Below are 14,601 nucleotides of genomic sequence, written 5' to 3' on the forward strand. Positions count from 1 at the left end.
ATCAGTAGTGGGAGTTGGTAAACCAGCGGAGATGGCCGGGGGAATATCGGAGGCTTTGATTACCACCGCTGCAGGATTGATTGTGGCTATTCCTACTGTTCTTGCTCATCATTATCTCTCTAATTTAGCTGATAAAATCATCAGTGATATCGATAGAGCCTGTACTGAAGTGGTAGAAGCGCTGGAAGAAAGCGCCAACTCTCATAATACTTTACCTTTAGGAAGTGAAAATCTGAGGGAAGGAGAAGAGGAGAATGTTCCGATTTCGGTCTCAGAAGAAGAGACACATTCCTGAAATAAATATGACTCCTATGATAGATGTGGTTTTGCAGTTGGTAATCTTTTTTGTAGTTACCACTACTTTTATCAGTGTAGAAAGCGGGGCACAGGTTAATCTGCCTTCAGCTGATTTTTCTCGAATAGAAGAAGCAAAAACTATAACGGTAACCATAACCGAGAATAACTCTATTTATATAGATGGTGCCCTGGTGGATGAAAAGGAATTGGCCCAGGTGGCGGTGGCTGAAGTCCGCCAAAACCCCCAAGCTATGGTGGTTATTGAAGCAGACAAAAACGTTCTCCATGGAAAAGTGGTAAGAGTAATGGATATTTTAAGGAAATCGGGGGCGGAGAAAATGGCTATTGCCACTCAACCCACGGAGGGACGATGAAACAACCTTTCAATGAGAAGAGAGTATGGTCTTTTTCTCTTCTTTTTTCTATAGTAATCAATTTAGTTTTAGTGGCGGTAATATCCATCTATTGGCTTTCTTTTCACTATTTTCCTCTCGAGGAGGAAGAGCCGATAGTAATAGAGTTGATGGAAATTCCCGCTCCTGAACAACCAGTAAGCGAAGCCCCACCTCAGGAAGCAGAAGTGGCAGAGTTAAGTCCTCTCAAAGAAGTGGAAGATAAAAAAGCAGAATTGCCTCCAGAGGTAAAAAGCGAGATTGCCTCAGAAGTGCAACAAAAAAAAGAAGAGGTAAAAATTGCTAAACCTCCTGTGGATTTACCTCCAGCAGAAACCATAATAAAGAAAGCTTCTCCTTCTGGTGCTCAGGACTTTAACCCTGGAGAAGAAATTGATGTTCCAGAAAATATGAGCTGGCAGGGGGTGGAGGCTGAGTCAACTATCAAGGGGAAGTTAGAAGAAGCAGGGACTTCTACTCGCCTATCTCACCTGGCTCAAGAAGGGTTGAAAAAAGTAGAAAGCACGGTAGGAGAAACCCTGGCTACAGGGGAATTATCTCCTCCAACTTCGGGAGTTGAAAAAAGATCTCCTTTTACTAAAAGACCTATCGCCGTAATTGTAGAAAATGCCCCGGCAGCCCGTCCTCAATCGGGTTTAAGCAAAGCAGACATAGTTTATGAAATCTTAGCCGAGGGAGGAATTACTCGTTTTTTAGCTATTTTTAACTCTGAACCAGCAGAAAATGTAGGTCCGGTGCGTAGCGCTCGTCCTTATTTTATACTTAAAGCGGCGGAAAACGACGCTATTTTTGTTCATAGCGGAGGAAGCGTGGAAGCATTTACATACTTAGAAATGCTGGCGGTAGACCATATCGATGAGATGAAGAATTTTCAACCTTTCTGGAGAACTCAAGACCGTCATCCTCCTCATAATCTCTATACTTCTGTGGCTTCTCTGCGTCAGGAAGCGCAGAGATTGGGTTATAATAAGCCCACTCGAGTAGGTGGTTTTTTGGTTGGTGATTTAGGAAATCCAGGAGGAGATAGTGCTCCGAGGTTAGAGATTAGCTACACTGCCGATTATAAAGTTGAGTTTGTTTATCTTCCAGATAAAAATGTCTATCGGCGCCTTATAAATGGTGCACCTCATGTAGATGCAGCAGGAGGTCAGGCTATTCAATGTTCTACCATTATTGTTCAGGTGACTGAACATCAGGTAAAAGATGAAGAGGGAAGATTGGAAATAAGGTTTGTAGGAGAGGGCACCGGCTGGGTTTTTCGAGATGGCAAAGTGGTGCCTATTCGCTGGGAGAAAAGCGATCTCCGGGATAAAACCAGGTTTTATCTTGCCGATGGAGAAGAGCTAAAAGTTAATCCGGGGAAAGTTTGGATAGAGGTAGTTGATACTCACACTAAGGTGGTCTTTTAGATGTATCCGGTTATGTTTCATTTGGGAAGTTTTCCTGTTTATTCTTACGGAGTGATGTTAGCAGTAGCGATCCTTGTGGGTATTTTTTATGCTATTCGTCGTGCGCCTCGCTATCAGGTGTCTGCTGATGCGGTGGTGGAAGTTAGCGCTTTATGTATTATAGGGGGGGTCGTAGGAGCGAGGTTGCTTTATGTTTTAATAAACTGGGAATATTACCGGGAAAATTTAGCTCACATTTTTTTAGTTCGAGAAGGAGGGCTAACTTTTTATGGAGGAATAGCTGGTGCTCTACTTTTAGTTATTCCCTATGTTCATTATAAAAAATATTCTCTTCCTGTTTTTTTTGACATTTTTTCTCCACCCATTGCTTTGGGTTATGCCATTGCCCGGATAGGATGCTTTCTAAATGGTTGTTGTTATGGTCGAGTGTGTCCTTTCACTTCTTTTCCTCTGGCGGTAAAATTTCCCTATCTTTCCGGATTTAGATATCCTACTCAGCTATATTCTGCGGGTTATTCTCTGATAATTCTTTTTGCTTTATTGCATTTAGAAAAAAATAAAGCTTTCACTGGTGAGCTTTTTCTTGATTATCTGTGGCTTTATGGTATTGCTCGTTTTCTGATTGAATATTTAAGAGATGAACCCTTTTCTGTGGGGGGAATTTTTACTCTGGGGCAGGTGGCATGCTTATCAATCGTAGCTTTTTCTTTAATTCTTCGAGAGGTTATTAAAAGATATGGAAAGGAGTCTTGATGCCTGGGTAGAGGCTTTTTTAGATTTCCTTTTCTGGGAAAAGAGAGTAGCGGATAACACCATACTTGGTTATGGTCAAGACATATCATCATTTGTCCAGTTTTTGAAAGAGAAAGGGATTGTCTCCTTCGGGGAAGTAACTCTTTTGGTTTTGGAGGAGTTTGTGAGTCAGGAATCAGATAGAGAACTGGAAGCTACTTCTTTAGCTCGAAAGATTTCTGCTTTACGCACTTTTTTCTCTTTCCTGGTTCGAGAAAAAGAAGTACCAGAGAATCTGGCTCGGCTTCTCGATACACCTCGCTTGGAAAGAAACCTCCCCCAGGTTTTGAGCCTGGAAGAGGTGGAAGCTTTGCTTTCCGCTTGCGATAAAACCAAACCCCGGGGTTTGAGAGATCGAGCAATTCTTGAGCTTCTTTATTCTAGCGGTTTACGAGTGGGAGAGGTGGTCTCTTTAGAATTTTCCCATCTGGATTTGGAAAATAGAATGTTGAGACTGTGGGGTAAAGGATTTAAAGAAAGAATGGTCCCTTTTGGAGAAGAAGCCCATGAAGCTATCTCTCTCTATCTGGAGAAGGGAAGAGGTGAGATTTTGAAAGGTCGCTCGAGCAATTATTTATTTATAAACGGACCTTCCGCTCGTCCCTTGACTCGCCAGAGTGTTTGGAATATGGTAAAGAGGTACGCCAAGCGGGCTAACTTGCGTGAGGATATTACTCCTCACACTTTGAGACATACTTTTGCTACTCATCTTCTGGAAAATGGTGCTGATTTAAGAGTGGTACAGGAGTTTTTGGGGCACAGCGATATTTCTACTACGCAGATTTACACTCATGTGAGCAAAAAAGTTTTGCGGGAAACCTATGATCGGGCTTTTCCCCGGAAATAGAAAAGGAGGTAAATAACATGGACGATATGAAGAGAAAAATTGAAGAAAGTTATCAGTTTATCAAGGAAAGAATTGATTTTGTTCCTCGAGTGGGAATTATACTGGGAACAGGTTTGGGGGCTCTGGTGGATGATATAGAAATTGAGCGGGTGATACCTTATGAGGAAATACCCCATTTTCCAATTTCTACTGTAGAGACTCATCGAGGAAATCTGGTTTTAGGACATTTAGAGGGTAAACCGGTGGTGGTGATGCAGGGTAGATTTCACTATTATGAAGGATACGATATGAAGCAGATAACTTTTCCTGTCCGGGTGATGAGAAAGTTAGGAGCTGAAATTCTTTTGGTAAGCAATGCAGCAGGAGGGATGAATCGCTATATGAAAAGAGGAGATTTGATGATTATAAGAGACCACATCAACCTCCTAGGAGATAATCCTCTCCGTGGCCCCAATGACCCGGAATTAGGACCACGTTTTCCTGATATGTCTCAGGCTTATGATAGAGAACTCGGGGATCTTGCTTTGCAGGTCGCTCTTGATAATGGAATTTATGTACATCAGGGAGTATATGTGGCTTTAGCTGGTCCAAACTTAGAAACTCCAGCTGAGTATCGCTTTTTGATTACTATTGGAGCTGATGCAGTAGGTATGTCTACTGTTCCTGAGGTAATCGTAGCTCGCCACTCGGGGATGAGGGTTCTGGGAATTTCTTGTATTACCGATTTGGCTATTGATGGAGTGGTGGAAGAAGTGAGCTTTGAAGATATAGTGGAGGCAGCCAATAGTGCTGAACCCAAGCTTACTTTAATTACGAGAGAAGTAGTAAAGAGGTTAACCCTCTAATTTATGGTACAAGAACTACTGGAAGTAGCGCTGTTGGCTGCTTTACCGGTAAGTGAGGTCCGGGGAGCTCTCCCTTACGGGGTATTGGTGAGGAATTTACCCTTTTCCTGGGTAGTAATAGTGTCTTTTATTTTTAATCTTTTGCCCTTTTTCCTGGTGATGTTTGCTCTGAGTTTCTTTTTGAAATTTCTTCTTCGCTGGAAATGGTTCAGTAATTTCTGGTCTAAATATATAACCGGAGCGCAAAATCGGTTTAAGAACTATGAAAAATGGGGTAAATGGGGGATAATGTTATTTGTGGGTATTCCCCTTCCTTTCACTGGGGTGTGGACTGGATCAGTAGTTTGCTTTCTTGTTGGTCTATCCTGGAGAGATTCTTTACCTTTCATATTAGGAGGCCTGGCTATGGCTACAATACTAGTCAGTTTAGCAGTACTGGGTGGTAATTATTTGTTCATGAGGTAGGTGATATTATGCTGAAAGCTGTGGAATGGAAAGGTGAGACTTTTCAATTTTTAGATCAAACTCTTTTGCCTCTTGAAGAGGTATACATAGAAACATCTGATTATCGGGAAGTGGAGGAAGCTATCCGCCAGTTAAAAATCCGGGGAGCTCCTCTTCTGGGAGTAACAGCAGCTTATGGTCTTTGTCTTGGAGCTTTGGAAGGAGAAAAAGGCAAGGTTGGAGATTTCTTTAGCTTTTTAGAAAAAGTAGATGTTGATTTGCGCACCTCCCGCCCTACAGCAGTAAACATCTCCTGGGCTCTGGATCGCTTGAAGAAGATCTGGGAGCAGGATATGGAGGACTGGTCTCCTCGTCAGGTAGTTAACTCCCTCATTGATGAGGCAAAGAAAATAGAAGAAGAAGATTATAAAAACAACGAAAACATCGCCCGATATGGTGCTCAGCTCCTTCAGGATGAAGATAGAGTGCTTACCCATTGCAATACCGGATCTCTTGCCTGTAGTGGGTGGGGAACAGCTTTAGGAGCGATTAGCTGGGCGGTGTTGCAAGAAGGGAAAAAAATCCAGGTTTACGCCGATGAGACCCGACCTCTGTGGCAGGGAGCTCGGCTTACTGCTTTTGAGCTTATGAAAAATTCCATCCCGGTTACGGTGATATGTGATAACATGGCTGGTTACTTGATGTCTCAGGGATTGGTAGATAAAGTGATAGTAGGGGCAGACCGGGTTACTCTACAGGGCGATGCGGCTAACAAAATTGGCACTTATTCCTTAGCCGTTCTGGCTCACTATCATAAAATACCCTTTTATATGGCTTTTCCTTTATCCAGTGTAGATTTCTCTATAAGAGAAGGTAGGGAAATCCCCATTGAAGAAAGAGACCCGGAAGAGGTAATTGCTCCTCGAGGGATAAAAATTACTCCTCCCGGGGTAGGAGTAAGAAACCCTGCCTTTGATGTCACTCCTCATCATTTAATTACTGCACTTATTACCGAGAAAGGTATTGTTTATCCTCCTTTTGAGGAGGTGTTACTGAATTGGAAAACGGAGGCAAGACAAAATGGATAATAATATAATTACCATAGAAGATGTTAGAAAACTTTTAGAATTTAAACCCGAGGAGGCTTTGGTCACTTCCTTTTATCTTAATGTGGACCCCCGCCATGTTCCTGCTAGCAAATTTACCACTTTAACTCGTAATTTGCTTCGGGAGAAACAACAATCTTTAGAGAAAGAAGATTGGCCGCAGGGGCTGTTAGATAGTGTAAGAGAAGATTTCAAGAAAATCGAGAATTTTGTTGTCAATCATTTTGAGTTAAAGGGAAGGGTTAGAGGACTGGTAATAATAGCTGATGCAGCACATGATTTTTTCCAAGTCTATCGTATTGCTCAACCGGTTAAATCTCGGGTAGTGGTGGACCCTAATCCTTATATTCGTCCCCTGGTAGCGATTTTGGATGAATACCATCGGCTGATGCTGGTTCTTCTCGATCAACGGGAAGCTCGTTTGTTAGAAGTCTATATGGGAGAAATATTAGAGCATAAAGCTTATTACTCCGATGTTCGAGGGAAAGTAAAAGAGGGAGGATGGTATGGGTTAGAAGAGCGCCGGATTGAGAGAAGTATTAAAAATAAAGTCATACAGCATTACCAGAGAGTAGCTGATGCTGTTCTGGAACACTTTAGAGTGGGGCACTTTGAGTATCTTTTTATAGGTATGAGAGCAGAAGATTACTCTCTTTTCCTTCCTCTTCTCCACAGCTATCTGCAACCCAGAGTGAAAGGAAGGTTGGATATCGGTCCTAAAGACCACATTAATACCATAATCGAAGCGGCACTAAAAGCAGAGAGGGAAATAGAAGAAGAGGAAGAAAACAAGATTCTGGAAAATCTTGTGGAGACCTTGAATAGGGGAGGACTGGCTATCAAAGGGATAGATAATGTTTTGCGGTCCATACCTCTCGGGGCTTGCCAGGTTTTGGTGGTAGATGATGATTATCATATGCCAGGGTATGTGTGTAAAGATTGTGCCTATTTAGCTCTGGAAGAGGGAAATTGTGCCTTTTGTGGAAAAGAAGCTCTTCCGGTGGAAGATGTGATAGAAGAAGCAATGGAAGAAGTTCTTTTACAAAGAGGGGAGATTAAACATATTGCTACTGATAACCCCCGATTGGAAGAGATCTCTCACATTGGAGCTTTTCTGCGATACAAAATTTGAGGAAGGAAAGATGAGGGTAGCTTGACTTATCGGGACATAGCGCTTTTGACGCTGAGTGGCGAGGAAGGATAGATTCCTGTTAATTTTGGAACAATGCGCTCTACCGGTGCCTATGTTCTGGCTTATCTCCAGCTAAAAGAATATCTGGGAATGGAAGGGGAGATAAAATTGGGGTGGAGGTTCTCAACCCGGTGCAGACTACATAGAGCTAAAGATATGGACCCTCGCAAACTAAAAGAAGAGTTTGGTAGGGATTAGGTATTCTGGGAAAAAGAGATGGGAACCCGGGGAGTACTTCTTTATGGTGTCGAAGAGGAAACAAGAAGCCCGGTGAGAGAAAGAATAGATATTTTAGAGCGAGGGGGAGGATTTCTCTTTAATCGGGTGCATGATATTTTACCTTGGTGCTCTCCCTTCTAATGTAGTGGCTGCCTGAAAGTACGGAATATATTCTCTTTGAGGAGGAAAATGATGGAAAGATATTGTTTGGTTCTGGATTGTGGAGCTACCAGTCTTCGGGCGGTAGCAGTGAGTGAAAAAGGAGAAATACTGCATCTTTCTTCTTTTCCCAATGCCCCTTCTCCTCAGGAAGGAGAAAAAGATTTTCTTATCTGGGATGTAGATGAAATCTGGAGAAAATTTACTCTGGCCATTCGGCAGGTTATTGCTGAAGCAGGAAAAGAGATTTTTGCTGTTACAGTTACTACTTTTGGAGCAGACGGAGCGCCCGTCCGGAGAGATGGGACTCTGACTTATCCAGTTATTTCCTGGCAGTGTCAGAGGACTGCTCCTCAGGCTAAAGAAATCACCAACTTTCTTAGCCCTCGGGAGATTTTTCGCATTACTGGATATCAGATAATACCTTTTAATACCCTGTTCAAGCTTCTTTGGCTGCGAAACAATGCTCCTCGTTCTCTGGATGAAGCTGATACTTTTTTGATGATGCCGGGTATCCTGAGTTTCAAGCTTTGTGGAGAAGCAAGCATGGATTTTACCTCTGCCTCCACTACTATGATGCTGGACATAGAGAGAAAATGCTGGTCTGAACCTTTGCTTTCCCTGGCAGGTCTAACACCTTCTTTTTTGCCTCCTCTTCAACATCCCGGAGAGGTAATTGGAAAAGTTCAGGCTAAAGCAAGCGAAGAAACCGGAATTCCTCAAGGTACGCCAGTGGTCGTAACCGGGCATGATACACAGTTTGCCATAGTGGGTTCTTTAGCTTCTCCCGAAGAGCTGGTATTGAGTTCTGGCACCTGGGAGATTTCTGCGCTGCGCCTTCCTTATTATCGGGATTCTTCTTCTTTTTTTGAGCGGGGAGGCTTAACAGAGCTGGATGCTGAAGAGAACTTGTGGAATCCCCAAATGCTTATGATAGCCGGGGGAGTGGTGGAATGGGTGAGGAGGAATTTTTTCTCCGATATCAAGGATGAGAAAAATATCTATGAAGTAATGGTAGAGTCTGCTCGCTCTATTCCTCCTGGTGCAGGAGGCATAGTGGTAATTCCTGCTTTTATGCCTTCTGGCCCTACCAAACCTTACGACACTCAAGGTACTATTTTGGGATTGGAATTGACCTCTGATCGGGGGCAGGTTTTCCGTGCTGTATTAGAAGGTTTGTCTTTTCAATTAAAAGAAGCCGTTTTAGCTCTTCAGGAAGCTTTTGGTTATACCCCTAAAAGGGTGCGAGTAGTGGGAGGAGGAGCTAAAAACAAGCTGTGGAATCAAATCAGGGCTGATGTATTAAATCTTCCTGTGGTTACCACTTCTTGTGAAGAAGCTACTGTTCTGGGAGCGTCTCTTTTCTCTCAGGTGGGAGCGGGAATAGTAAAAAACCTGGAGGAAGCCAGAAGTCAGGTAAAAATAGAAACCACAGTGTGGGAACCTTCTTCTCAGAGAGAAATATATGAGGAGCTTTTTACCCGGTATACAGAGCTTCCTCCCCTTTTAGCTTCTTTTTATCGGGAAAGGTGTTAAGTTTAATCGAGAGATAAATAGGTCTGAGCTAATTTTTCTACCTGCTCGATTATCTGGTGACATTTTTTTCGCAGGTTCTTTTCCCGGTAAATTTTCATTGCCTCATCGGTATTTAGAGTGAGGCCAATGAGGTCCCGGCAATTAAGGCTACCTAATTCTTTTTCTGCGTCCTGCAGGAAATTTTCTACTTTCTGGTAGAGCCAATCTCTTTTTTCTTTATCCTGGGGGTCTCTTCTTCCATATTTTATCCCTAAAGCCATCACTGCTCCGGTTATTGCTCCACACACTCCTCCGGTGTGCCCGATTCCTCCTCCAAAGCCAGTGGCAATAGAGGGAATTAAATCACTCTTTACTCCCAGGTAATCCCCCAAACCTTGTAGGGTAGATTCGCAACAGTTAAATCCCTGGTCATGATATTCACCAGAAGTCATTTTATTTTCTCCTTTCTTTGACTATTTTGGCCGTCTCTCGAGCGACCATTAATTCCTCGTTAGTGGGTATAACCCATACCTCAACTGGAGAGGTAGAAGAACTTATTTTTCCTTCTTTTCCTTTAATTTCTTGATTTTTCTCCCGGTCGATTTTTATTCCTAAATAATCGAGGTTGTTGCCAACTTTCTCTCGGATAAAACTATCATTTTCTCCTATTCCTCCAGTGAAAACCAGGCTGTCCAGACCATTCAAAAGAGCAACGAAAGCTCCAATATATTTTTTAACTTGATAGACAAATACTTCTACCGCCAATTTTGCCCTTTCTTCTCCTTTTTGAGATAGTTCTTCCAATTCCCACATTTCTCCACTTAATCCTGATATTCCTAAAAGCCCTGATTCTCTGGTAAGAATACGGTTGATTTCCTGAGGAGAAAAATTTGCTTTTTCTTCAAGATATGTAATTATTTGCGGGTCAAAATCTCCAGGGCGAGTAGACATGATTGTTCCGCTCTGGGGAGTGAAGCCGCTCGAGATATCTAAAGACCTTCCCTCTTTGATGGCACAAACGCTACATCCACTTCCTAAGTGGCAGCTTATTACTTTTTGAGCTCGGGAAGTAAGAGAAGCGATTCTTTCTGCTATGTAGCGGTGGGAGTTACCGTGAAATCCTAATTTTTTTAAGCCATATTTCTGGCTTAATTCCCAGGGTAGGCCATAGGTGCGGTAGGGTAAGGGTATAGAGAGATGAAAGGTGGTTTCAAAGACTCCTACCAGGGGAGTTTGGGGGAGAATTTTTTGAAACATTTCTATAGCTAAAAGAGAAGGGGGGTTGTGAACCGAAGTTACTCCGGAGAGGTCCTGGAGAGCCTGAACAACACCGGAGTCGATAAAAGAAGTTTGAGTAACTTCTGCTCCCCCATTGATAAGCTTTATTCCCACTGCTTCAATTTCCTGGATACTATGCAGGGGTCCTTCCTGAGTTAAAATATCGATGATTAAGCGCAGGCCTTTTTCGTGGTCGAGGTCAGGGACTTCTTTTCTGCTCTTTATCCCTTCTTTTTCTCCTTCCCAGAAGGAATCAGGACGGTACAATCTCTTTACACTTCCCCGGGATAGGGATTGTTCTTTTTCTTCTTCTATAGAAAAGAGTTCATATTTGATAGATGAACCGCCACTATTTACCGCCATTATAATCAAGGTATTTTTCCTCCCTTTCTTTCACTTTTTGTATTAACCGACAGAAGGAACAAACCTCTTGAGTGGTGGGCATACCACAAATAGAGCACTCTCCCAGATGAAGAGGTGGTTCTTCTTGCCGGAAGTATTTTTGTCCGGTTTCTAAAAATCCCAGCCAGAACATATGCTTGGTGCCTGGAGACTTCTCTTCTAAGAAGTTCAGCGCTTCTTTGTAGTCCCAGCTCTTGGCTCTCCGGGAGAGCGGACATCTTTCTTCTAAGAAAGGGATATTATGAAGGCGAATATAAATCATTATTTCCTCTTCGGTGAGAGTGTAAAAAGGTTTAACTTTTTTCACCATTTTAGGATGAGGGCTGGGAAGAGTGGGGTGCTGGTGAGATAAGTAATCTATCTGCCAGTGCAACACATTACCTAAAAGGGTAGCCGCTTCATCGTCTAAGTTATGACCGGTGGCGTAAACTGAAAAATGCTCTCTAAAAGCCCAGAAGTTTAAAAGATACCTTTTAATGAGACCACACATAGAGCAGATAGGACGATAGGGTATCCTCTTTTTTATCTCGGGAATGGAAAATCCTACCTCTTTTTTAACTTCTATAATTTCCAGAGGAAAGGAATTTTGACGAGCAAATTCTTCTACTATCTGGCGAGATTTCTGAGAGTGTTCTTCTATTCCCAAATCAAAGTGAATAGCCACTACCTCATATCCTGCTTTTTTGAGGTAGTGCCACAGAGACATGCTGTCTTTCCCCCCGGATACCCCGACTAATACTTTTTCTTCCTCAGAAAACATGTTTTTTCTTTTTATGGCTGATTCTACCTGGCGAGAGAAGAAAACCTCAAAACAGTCTCCACAAAATTTGGCATTATGTCTTTTTAGCTTGACCAGAGCTTCTTTTTTACATCGAGTACACTTCATTTTATCTTCCTTTCATTTTAGATTTAAATGTAGCACGACTCGTTTGTCAAGATATATTTGGCTCCTCGGAAGATAGAGATACAGTATCTCCCGGGTTGTGCCTGGCCGCATCGAGCTTTTGGCTATAAAAGCTTTCGCACTCCACCTGAGAGCTTATCTTACCATTTATATACCAGGTTTGAGCTACTTTTAGAGTTTGTTTTAATTATTTTGATGATATAATTCCAGCGTGTGTGGTTATTCCGCTTTTTTTCCTGTAAAAGATAGCAATTATAATAGGTTTTGCGGGATACTACAATGAATGCAGCAGAGTTTGCCTGCCAAAATTAATATGCTAAGAGAATACCTCAGGTTTGAGGTAAAAAACTGCTCTTCTTTTCCATACCACGAGGTGCTTTTTTTAACACACTTTAATAGAGCCGGTAATATCTTGCAAATTTCAAAAATTGTGCTATTGTAAGCACAGAAAATGGAGGCAGCATAATGAAAATAACTACGGATGAACTATGTCGGAGAAGCGGTGTTTCTCCTTCTACTGTTTTGAGGACACTTAATGGCAGTTCTGCAATAAGCGAGGAAACAAAAAGAGGAGTTAGCCCACCAGGAAAAAGAGTAGAATCATAACTCTTATGGTTACCCATATCTCCAGTTCTTTTTTCCCAGAAGTTATTTATGGAGTTGAGGATTTGGCTTTTCGTTTTGCCTATAATGCTGAGGTATCTTCGCTCTGGGGCAGGAGAGAAATGCCTCTGGTTGATTCAAGAGGTATGGGAAAGCTGGTTTATCAATATTGTTTGTCTGGAAGATGGTTTCTGTGATGTGGAATATTTATTGCAAAAGATACAACGTATACAATTAGAGAGAACGAGGGAGGTAAATTAGTTGAGCTTAGATAACCGTTGCGGTCACACTGAGGTTCAAAATGAACAAAAGTGTTGTGATTCTTCTTTGCCAGAGCAAAATCACTCTTATGCGAATATGCTCAAAGTGTTAGATGCTTGTGCAGAAAAGCTGGGAGTTTGCTGGGATGATTATGTTCCTCTACGTTATCCAGAGAGAGAGCTCACTGTTTCTATACCAGTGGAAATGGATGATGGACATGTTAAAGTTTTTACTGGCTACCGGGTTCAGCATTCTAGCGTGCGGGGTCCGTGCAAAGGAGGATTACGTTATTCTTCAGATGTCGACCTTGATGAAGTGAGAACCCTGGCTGCTTTGATGACCTGGAAATGTGCTGTAGTTAATATCCCTTATGGTGGAGCCAAGGGGGGAGTGCAATGTGACCCCACAAAACTTTCTTCTCAGGAACTTATGAGAATCACCCGCCGCTATACAGCGATGATTCTTCCTTTAATCGGGCCAGAAAAAGATATTCCTGCTCCTGATGTAAACACCAATGCCCAGATTATGGGATGGATTATGGATACTTATAGCGCGTTTAAAGGCTTTACTGTTCCGGGAGTAGTTACGGGAAAACCTGTAGAAATTGGTGGATCACTGGGGAGAGAAGATGCAACCGGTAGAGGAGTGTTATTTACTATCAATCAGATTGCTCTCAAGAAGGGAATTGATTTAAACAAAGCATCTTTTGCTGTCCAGGGATTCGGGAAAGTAGGAGAAGCGATAGCCCGATTGCTCTATCAGGAGGGATATCGAGTTGTAGCTATAAGTGATATCAGTGGAGGAATTTATAAAGAAGATGGCCTTGACATACTGGATCTATCAAACTATGTAAAGAAAAATCCCTCTCATCTCATTGAAGGATATAAAGCAGAAGGTATTTCATCCCTTGCCAATCAGGAGTTACTCACTTTGGGGGTGGATATTTTAGTCCCATCGGCTCGGGAAAACCAGATTACTGAAGATAATGCTGGAGATATAAAGGCAAAAATTATCGTTGAAGCAGCTAATGGACCCACTACTCCTGAAGCAGATCAAATTCTCAACGAAAAAGGCATAACCGTTGTCCCTGATATTCTATCTAATGCAGGAGGAGTGGTAGTATCTTACTTAGAATGGGTTCAAAATATTCAGTATTTAATGTGGGATGAGAAGAAAGTTAATAGCTTTCTCCAGGAAATTATGGAGAGAAGTTTCCAGGAAGTATGGGAGTTTCACGAACAAAACAAAGTGCCCATGCGGGAGGCTGCTTATATGCTGGCTCTTGATCGGACAATTAAGGCGAGAAAAATACGAGGGAATTTTCCTTGATGTTTAAGGCAAGAGAGTTAACTGAAAACATTAAAATAAAAGTTCCCCTTCCAAATAGTTGATAGAGAAGTTAAATAAAAAATAGACACCGCTTGCCCTTCCGGGTAAGGTTTTATATAAGTAGAGCCAACTCCGAGGAGTAAGCGGTGTCCTGTATACGACCTCATCCATTATTTGATTTATAGCATTGGATGCCCCTCTTCAATCATTAAAAACTCCTTTGCAGAGAGCAACAAAACTGGAGAAGAACCAGAAAACTATCAAGGAAGGCGGCCGCTAAAAAATTAGCTTGCGTAATGTGATGTGTTATCTTCCTCCTCGAAATATTTTTCAATACCAGCCTCTTTTATTTTATTATAATGGACCCCGAAAACTGGACAGAGCAATAAGGTGTATTTAGTCTGCAAACAGAAAGGAGAAGGATAAGAAAAATGGGTGACATCCGAAAGAAGCATGAGCATATCATCCTTTTAACATTGACCAGGGTTTTCAGTTTACAATGAGTTTGCTGAGGAACCGAAGAAAGCAGGGGTTCAAATCAGAGAGTTAGAAGAGAGGAGGAAGATACGGGCAAACAGGTTAGAGA

16 protein-coding genes are annotated in these 14,601 nt (G+C 42.2%); 13 read left to right on the plus strand and 3 right to left on the minus strand.

The annotated features are described in order from the left end of the window. The 10 genes from GXZ17_RS04125 to GXZ17_RS04170 form a co-directional block, all read left to right on the plus strand. The coding region (locus GXZ17_RS04125; protein WP_409376020.1) for a MotA/TolQ/ExbB proton channel family protein at nt 1-295 on the plus strand (295 nt) is incomplete at its 5' end. After that, the gene (locus GXZ17_RS04130; protein ID WP_409376021.1) at nt 255-671 is read left to right on the plus strand and encodes an ExbD/TolR family protein; all 417 of its coding nucleotides are present in this window, start codon (nt 255-257) and stop codon (nt 669-671) included. The genes GXZ17_RS04125 and GXZ17_RS04130, both read left to right, overlap by 41 nt. Then, nucleotides 668-2,119 (plus strand): DUF3048 domain-containing protein, encoded by a 1,452-nt coding sequence (locus tag GXZ17_RS04135; RefSeq protein ID WP_409376022.1) that lies wholly within the window; start codon nt 668-670, stop codon nt 2,117-2,119. The genes GXZ17_RS04130 and GXZ17_RS04135 overlap by 4 nt, the downstream gene beginning before the upstream one ends. Then, nucleotides 2,120-2,872, plus strand: coding sequence for a prolipoprotein diacylglyceryl transferase (gene lgt / locus GXZ17_RS04140; RefSeq protein ID WP_409376023.1), 753 nt, complete (start codon nt 2,120-2,122; stop codon nt 2,870-2,872). Further along, nucleotides 2,856-3,758: a site-specific tyrosine recombinase XerD gene (gene xerD / locus GXZ17_RS04145; protein ID WP_409376024.1), complete on the plus strand. Its 903-nt coding sequence runs from the start codon at nt 2,856-2,858 to the stop codon at nt 3,756-3,758. Before lgt ends, xerD begins: the two co-directional genes overlap by 17 nt. Before the next feature lie 17 nt (nt 3,759-3,775). Further along, nucleotides 3,776-4,603 (plus strand): purine-nucleoside phosphorylase, encoded by an 828-nt coding sequence (locus GXZ17_RS04150; protein ID WP_409376025.1) that lies wholly within the window; start codon nt 3,776-3,778, stop codon nt 4,601-4,603. Nucleotides 4,604-4,606: 3 nt separating this feature from the next. Next, complete coding sequence (locus tag GXZ17_RS04155; RefSeq protein ID WP_409376026.1) at nt 4,607-5,068, plus strand: COG2426 family protein; 462 nt, start codon at nt 4,607-4,609, stop codon at nt 5,066-5,068. An 11-nt stretch (nt 5,069-5,079) separates the two neighbouring features. Next, nucleotides 5,080-6,135, plus strand: coding sequence for an S-methyl-5-thioribose-1-phosphate isomerase (gene mtnA, locus GXZ17_RS04160; protein WP_409376033.1), 1,056 nt, complete (start codon nt 5,080-5,082; stop codon nt 6,133-6,135). Continuing rightward, nucleotides 6,128-7,285, plus strand: a complete 1,158-nt coding sequence (locus GXZ17_RS04165) for a hypothetical protein (protein WP_409376027.1) — start codon at nt 6,128-6,130, stop codon at nt 7,283-7,285. The genes mtnA and GXZ17_RS04165 overlap by 8 nt, the downstream gene beginning before the upstream one ends. A gap of 468 nt (nt 7,286-7,753) precedes the next feature. After that, complete coding sequence (locus tag GXZ17_RS04170; RefSeq protein WP_409376028.1) at nt 7,754-9,259, plus strand: FGGY family carbohydrate kinase; 1,506 nt, start codon at nt 7,754-7,756, stop codon at nt 9,257-9,259. A gap of 2 nt (nt 9,260-9,261) precedes the next feature. Here GXZ17_RS04170 and GXZ17_RS04175 read toward each other — a convergent pair whose 3' ends face one another. Genes GXZ17_RS04175 through GXZ17_RS04185 form a run of 3 tightly spaced genes read right to left on the minus strand, consistent with a single transcriptional unit; the run spans nt 9,262 to nt 11,804 of the window. Continuing rightward, nucleotides 9,262-9,690: a C-GCAxxG-C-C family protein gene (locus tag GXZ17_RS04175; protein WP_409376029.1), complete on the minus strand. Its 429-nt coding sequence runs from the start codon at nt 9,688-9,690 to the stop codon at nt 9,262-9,264. A 1-nt stretch (nt 9,691) separates the two neighbouring features. Further along, on the minus strand, nt 9,692-10,879 hold the full coding sequence (locus GXZ17_RS04180) for an acetate/propionate family kinase (RefSeq protein ID WP_409376034.1): 1,188 nt from the start codon (nt 10,877-10,879) through the stop codon (nt 9,692-9,694). Beyond that, nucleotides 10,866-11,804 (minus strand): ATP-binding protein, encoded by a 939-nt coding sequence (locus GXZ17_RS04185; protein WP_409376030.1) that lies wholly within the window; start codon nt 11,802-11,804, stop codon nt 10,866-10,868. Before GXZ17_RS04185 ends, GXZ17_RS04180 begins: the two co-directional genes overlap by 14 nt. 483 nt (nt 11,805-12,287) lie before the next feature. On the opposite strand from GXZ17_RS04185, the gene GXZ17_RS04190 reads away from it, so the two are divergent. The 3 genes from GXZ17_RS04190 (at nt 12,288) to GXZ17_RS04200 (ending at nt 14,015) form a co-directional block, all read left to right on the plus strand. Further along, nucleotides 12,288-12,428, plus strand: coding sequence for a LacI family DNA-binding transcriptional regulator (locus GXZ17_RS04190; RefSeq protein ID WP_409376031.1), 141 nt, complete (start codon nt 12,288-12,290; stop codon nt 12,426-12,428). A 48-nt stretch (nt 12,429-12,476) separates the two neighbouring features. Then, nucleotides 12,477-12,686 carry a hypothetical protein gene (locus GXZ17_RS04195; protein WP_409376032.1) on the plus strand — a complete coding sequence of 70 codons (210 nt, stop codon included), beginning with the start codon at nt 12,477-12,479 and terminating at the stop codon, nt 12,684-12,686. Nucleotides 12,687-12,752: 66 nt separating this feature from the next. Beyond that, nucleotides 12,753-14,015, plus strand: a complete 1,263-nt coding sequence (locus GXZ17_RS04200) for a Glu/Leu/Phe/Val family dehydrogenase (RefSeq protein WP_409376035.1) — start codon at nt 12,753-12,755, stop codon at nt 14,013-14,015. The last annotated feature ends 586 nt before the right edge of the window (nt 14,016-14,601 follow it).

This window comes from Candidatus Sordicultor fermentans (assembly GCF_012728195.1).
Classification (GTDB): Bacteria; Atribacterota; Atribacteria; order Atribacterales; family Caldatribacteriaceae; genus Sordicultor; species Sordicultor fermentans.

Excerpts from the sequence above, each read along its gene's own strand:
- GXZ17_RS04130 (WP_409376021.1), top strand. The coding sequence starts at position 255 with ATGTTCCGATTTCGGTCTCAGAAGAAGAGACACATTCCTGAAATAAAT.
- GXZ17_RS04135 (WP_409376022.1), top strand. The coding sequence starts at position 668 with ATGAAACAACCTTTCAATGAGAAGAGAGTATGGTCTTTTTCTCTTCTT.
- lgt (WP_409376023.1), top strand. The coding sequence starts at position 2,120 with ATGTATCCGGTTATGTTTCATTTGGGAAGTTTTCCTGTTTATTCTTAC.
- xerD (WP_409376024.1), top strand. The coding sequence starts at position 2,856 with ATGGAAAGGAGTCTTGATGCCTGGGTAGAGGCTTTTTTAGATTTCCTT.
- GXZ17_RS04150 (WP_409376025.1), top strand. The coding sequence starts at position 3,776 with ATGGACGATATGAAGAGAAAAATTGAAGAAAGTTATCAGTTTATCAAG.
- GXZ17_RS04155 (WP_409376026.1), top strand. The coding sequence starts at position 4,607 with ATGGTACAAGAACTACTGGAAGTAGCGCTGTTGGCTGCTTTACCGGTA.
- GXZ17_RS04165 (WP_409376027.1), top strand. The coding sequence starts at position 6,128 with ATGGATAATAATATAATTACCATAGAAGATGTTAGAAAACTTTTAGAA.
- GXZ17_RS04170 (WP_409376028.1), top strand. The coding sequence starts at position 7,754 with ATGATGGAAAGATATTGTTTGGTTCTGGATTGTGGAGCTACCAGTCTT.
- GXZ17_RS04175 (WP_409376029.1), bottom strand. The coding sequence starts at position 9,690 with ATGACTTCTGGTGAATATCATGACCAGGGATTTAACTGTTGCGAATCT.
- GXZ17_RS04180 (WP_409376034.1), bottom strand. The coding sequence starts at position 10,879 with ATGGCGGTAAATAGTGGCGGTTCATCTATCAAATATGAACTCTTTTCT.
- GXZ17_RS04185 (WP_409376030.1), bottom strand. The coding sequence starts at position 11,804 with ATGAAGTGTACTCGATGTAAAAAAGAAGCTCTGGTCAAGCTAAAAAGA.
- GXZ17_RS04190 (WP_409376031.1), top strand. The coding sequence starts at position 12,288 with ATGAAAATAACTACGGATGAACTATGTCGGAGAAGCGGTGTTTCTCCT.
- GXZ17_RS04195 (WP_409376032.1), top strand. The coding sequence starts at position 12,477 with ATGGAGTTGAGGATTTGGCTTTTCGTTTTGCCTATAATGCTGAGGTAT.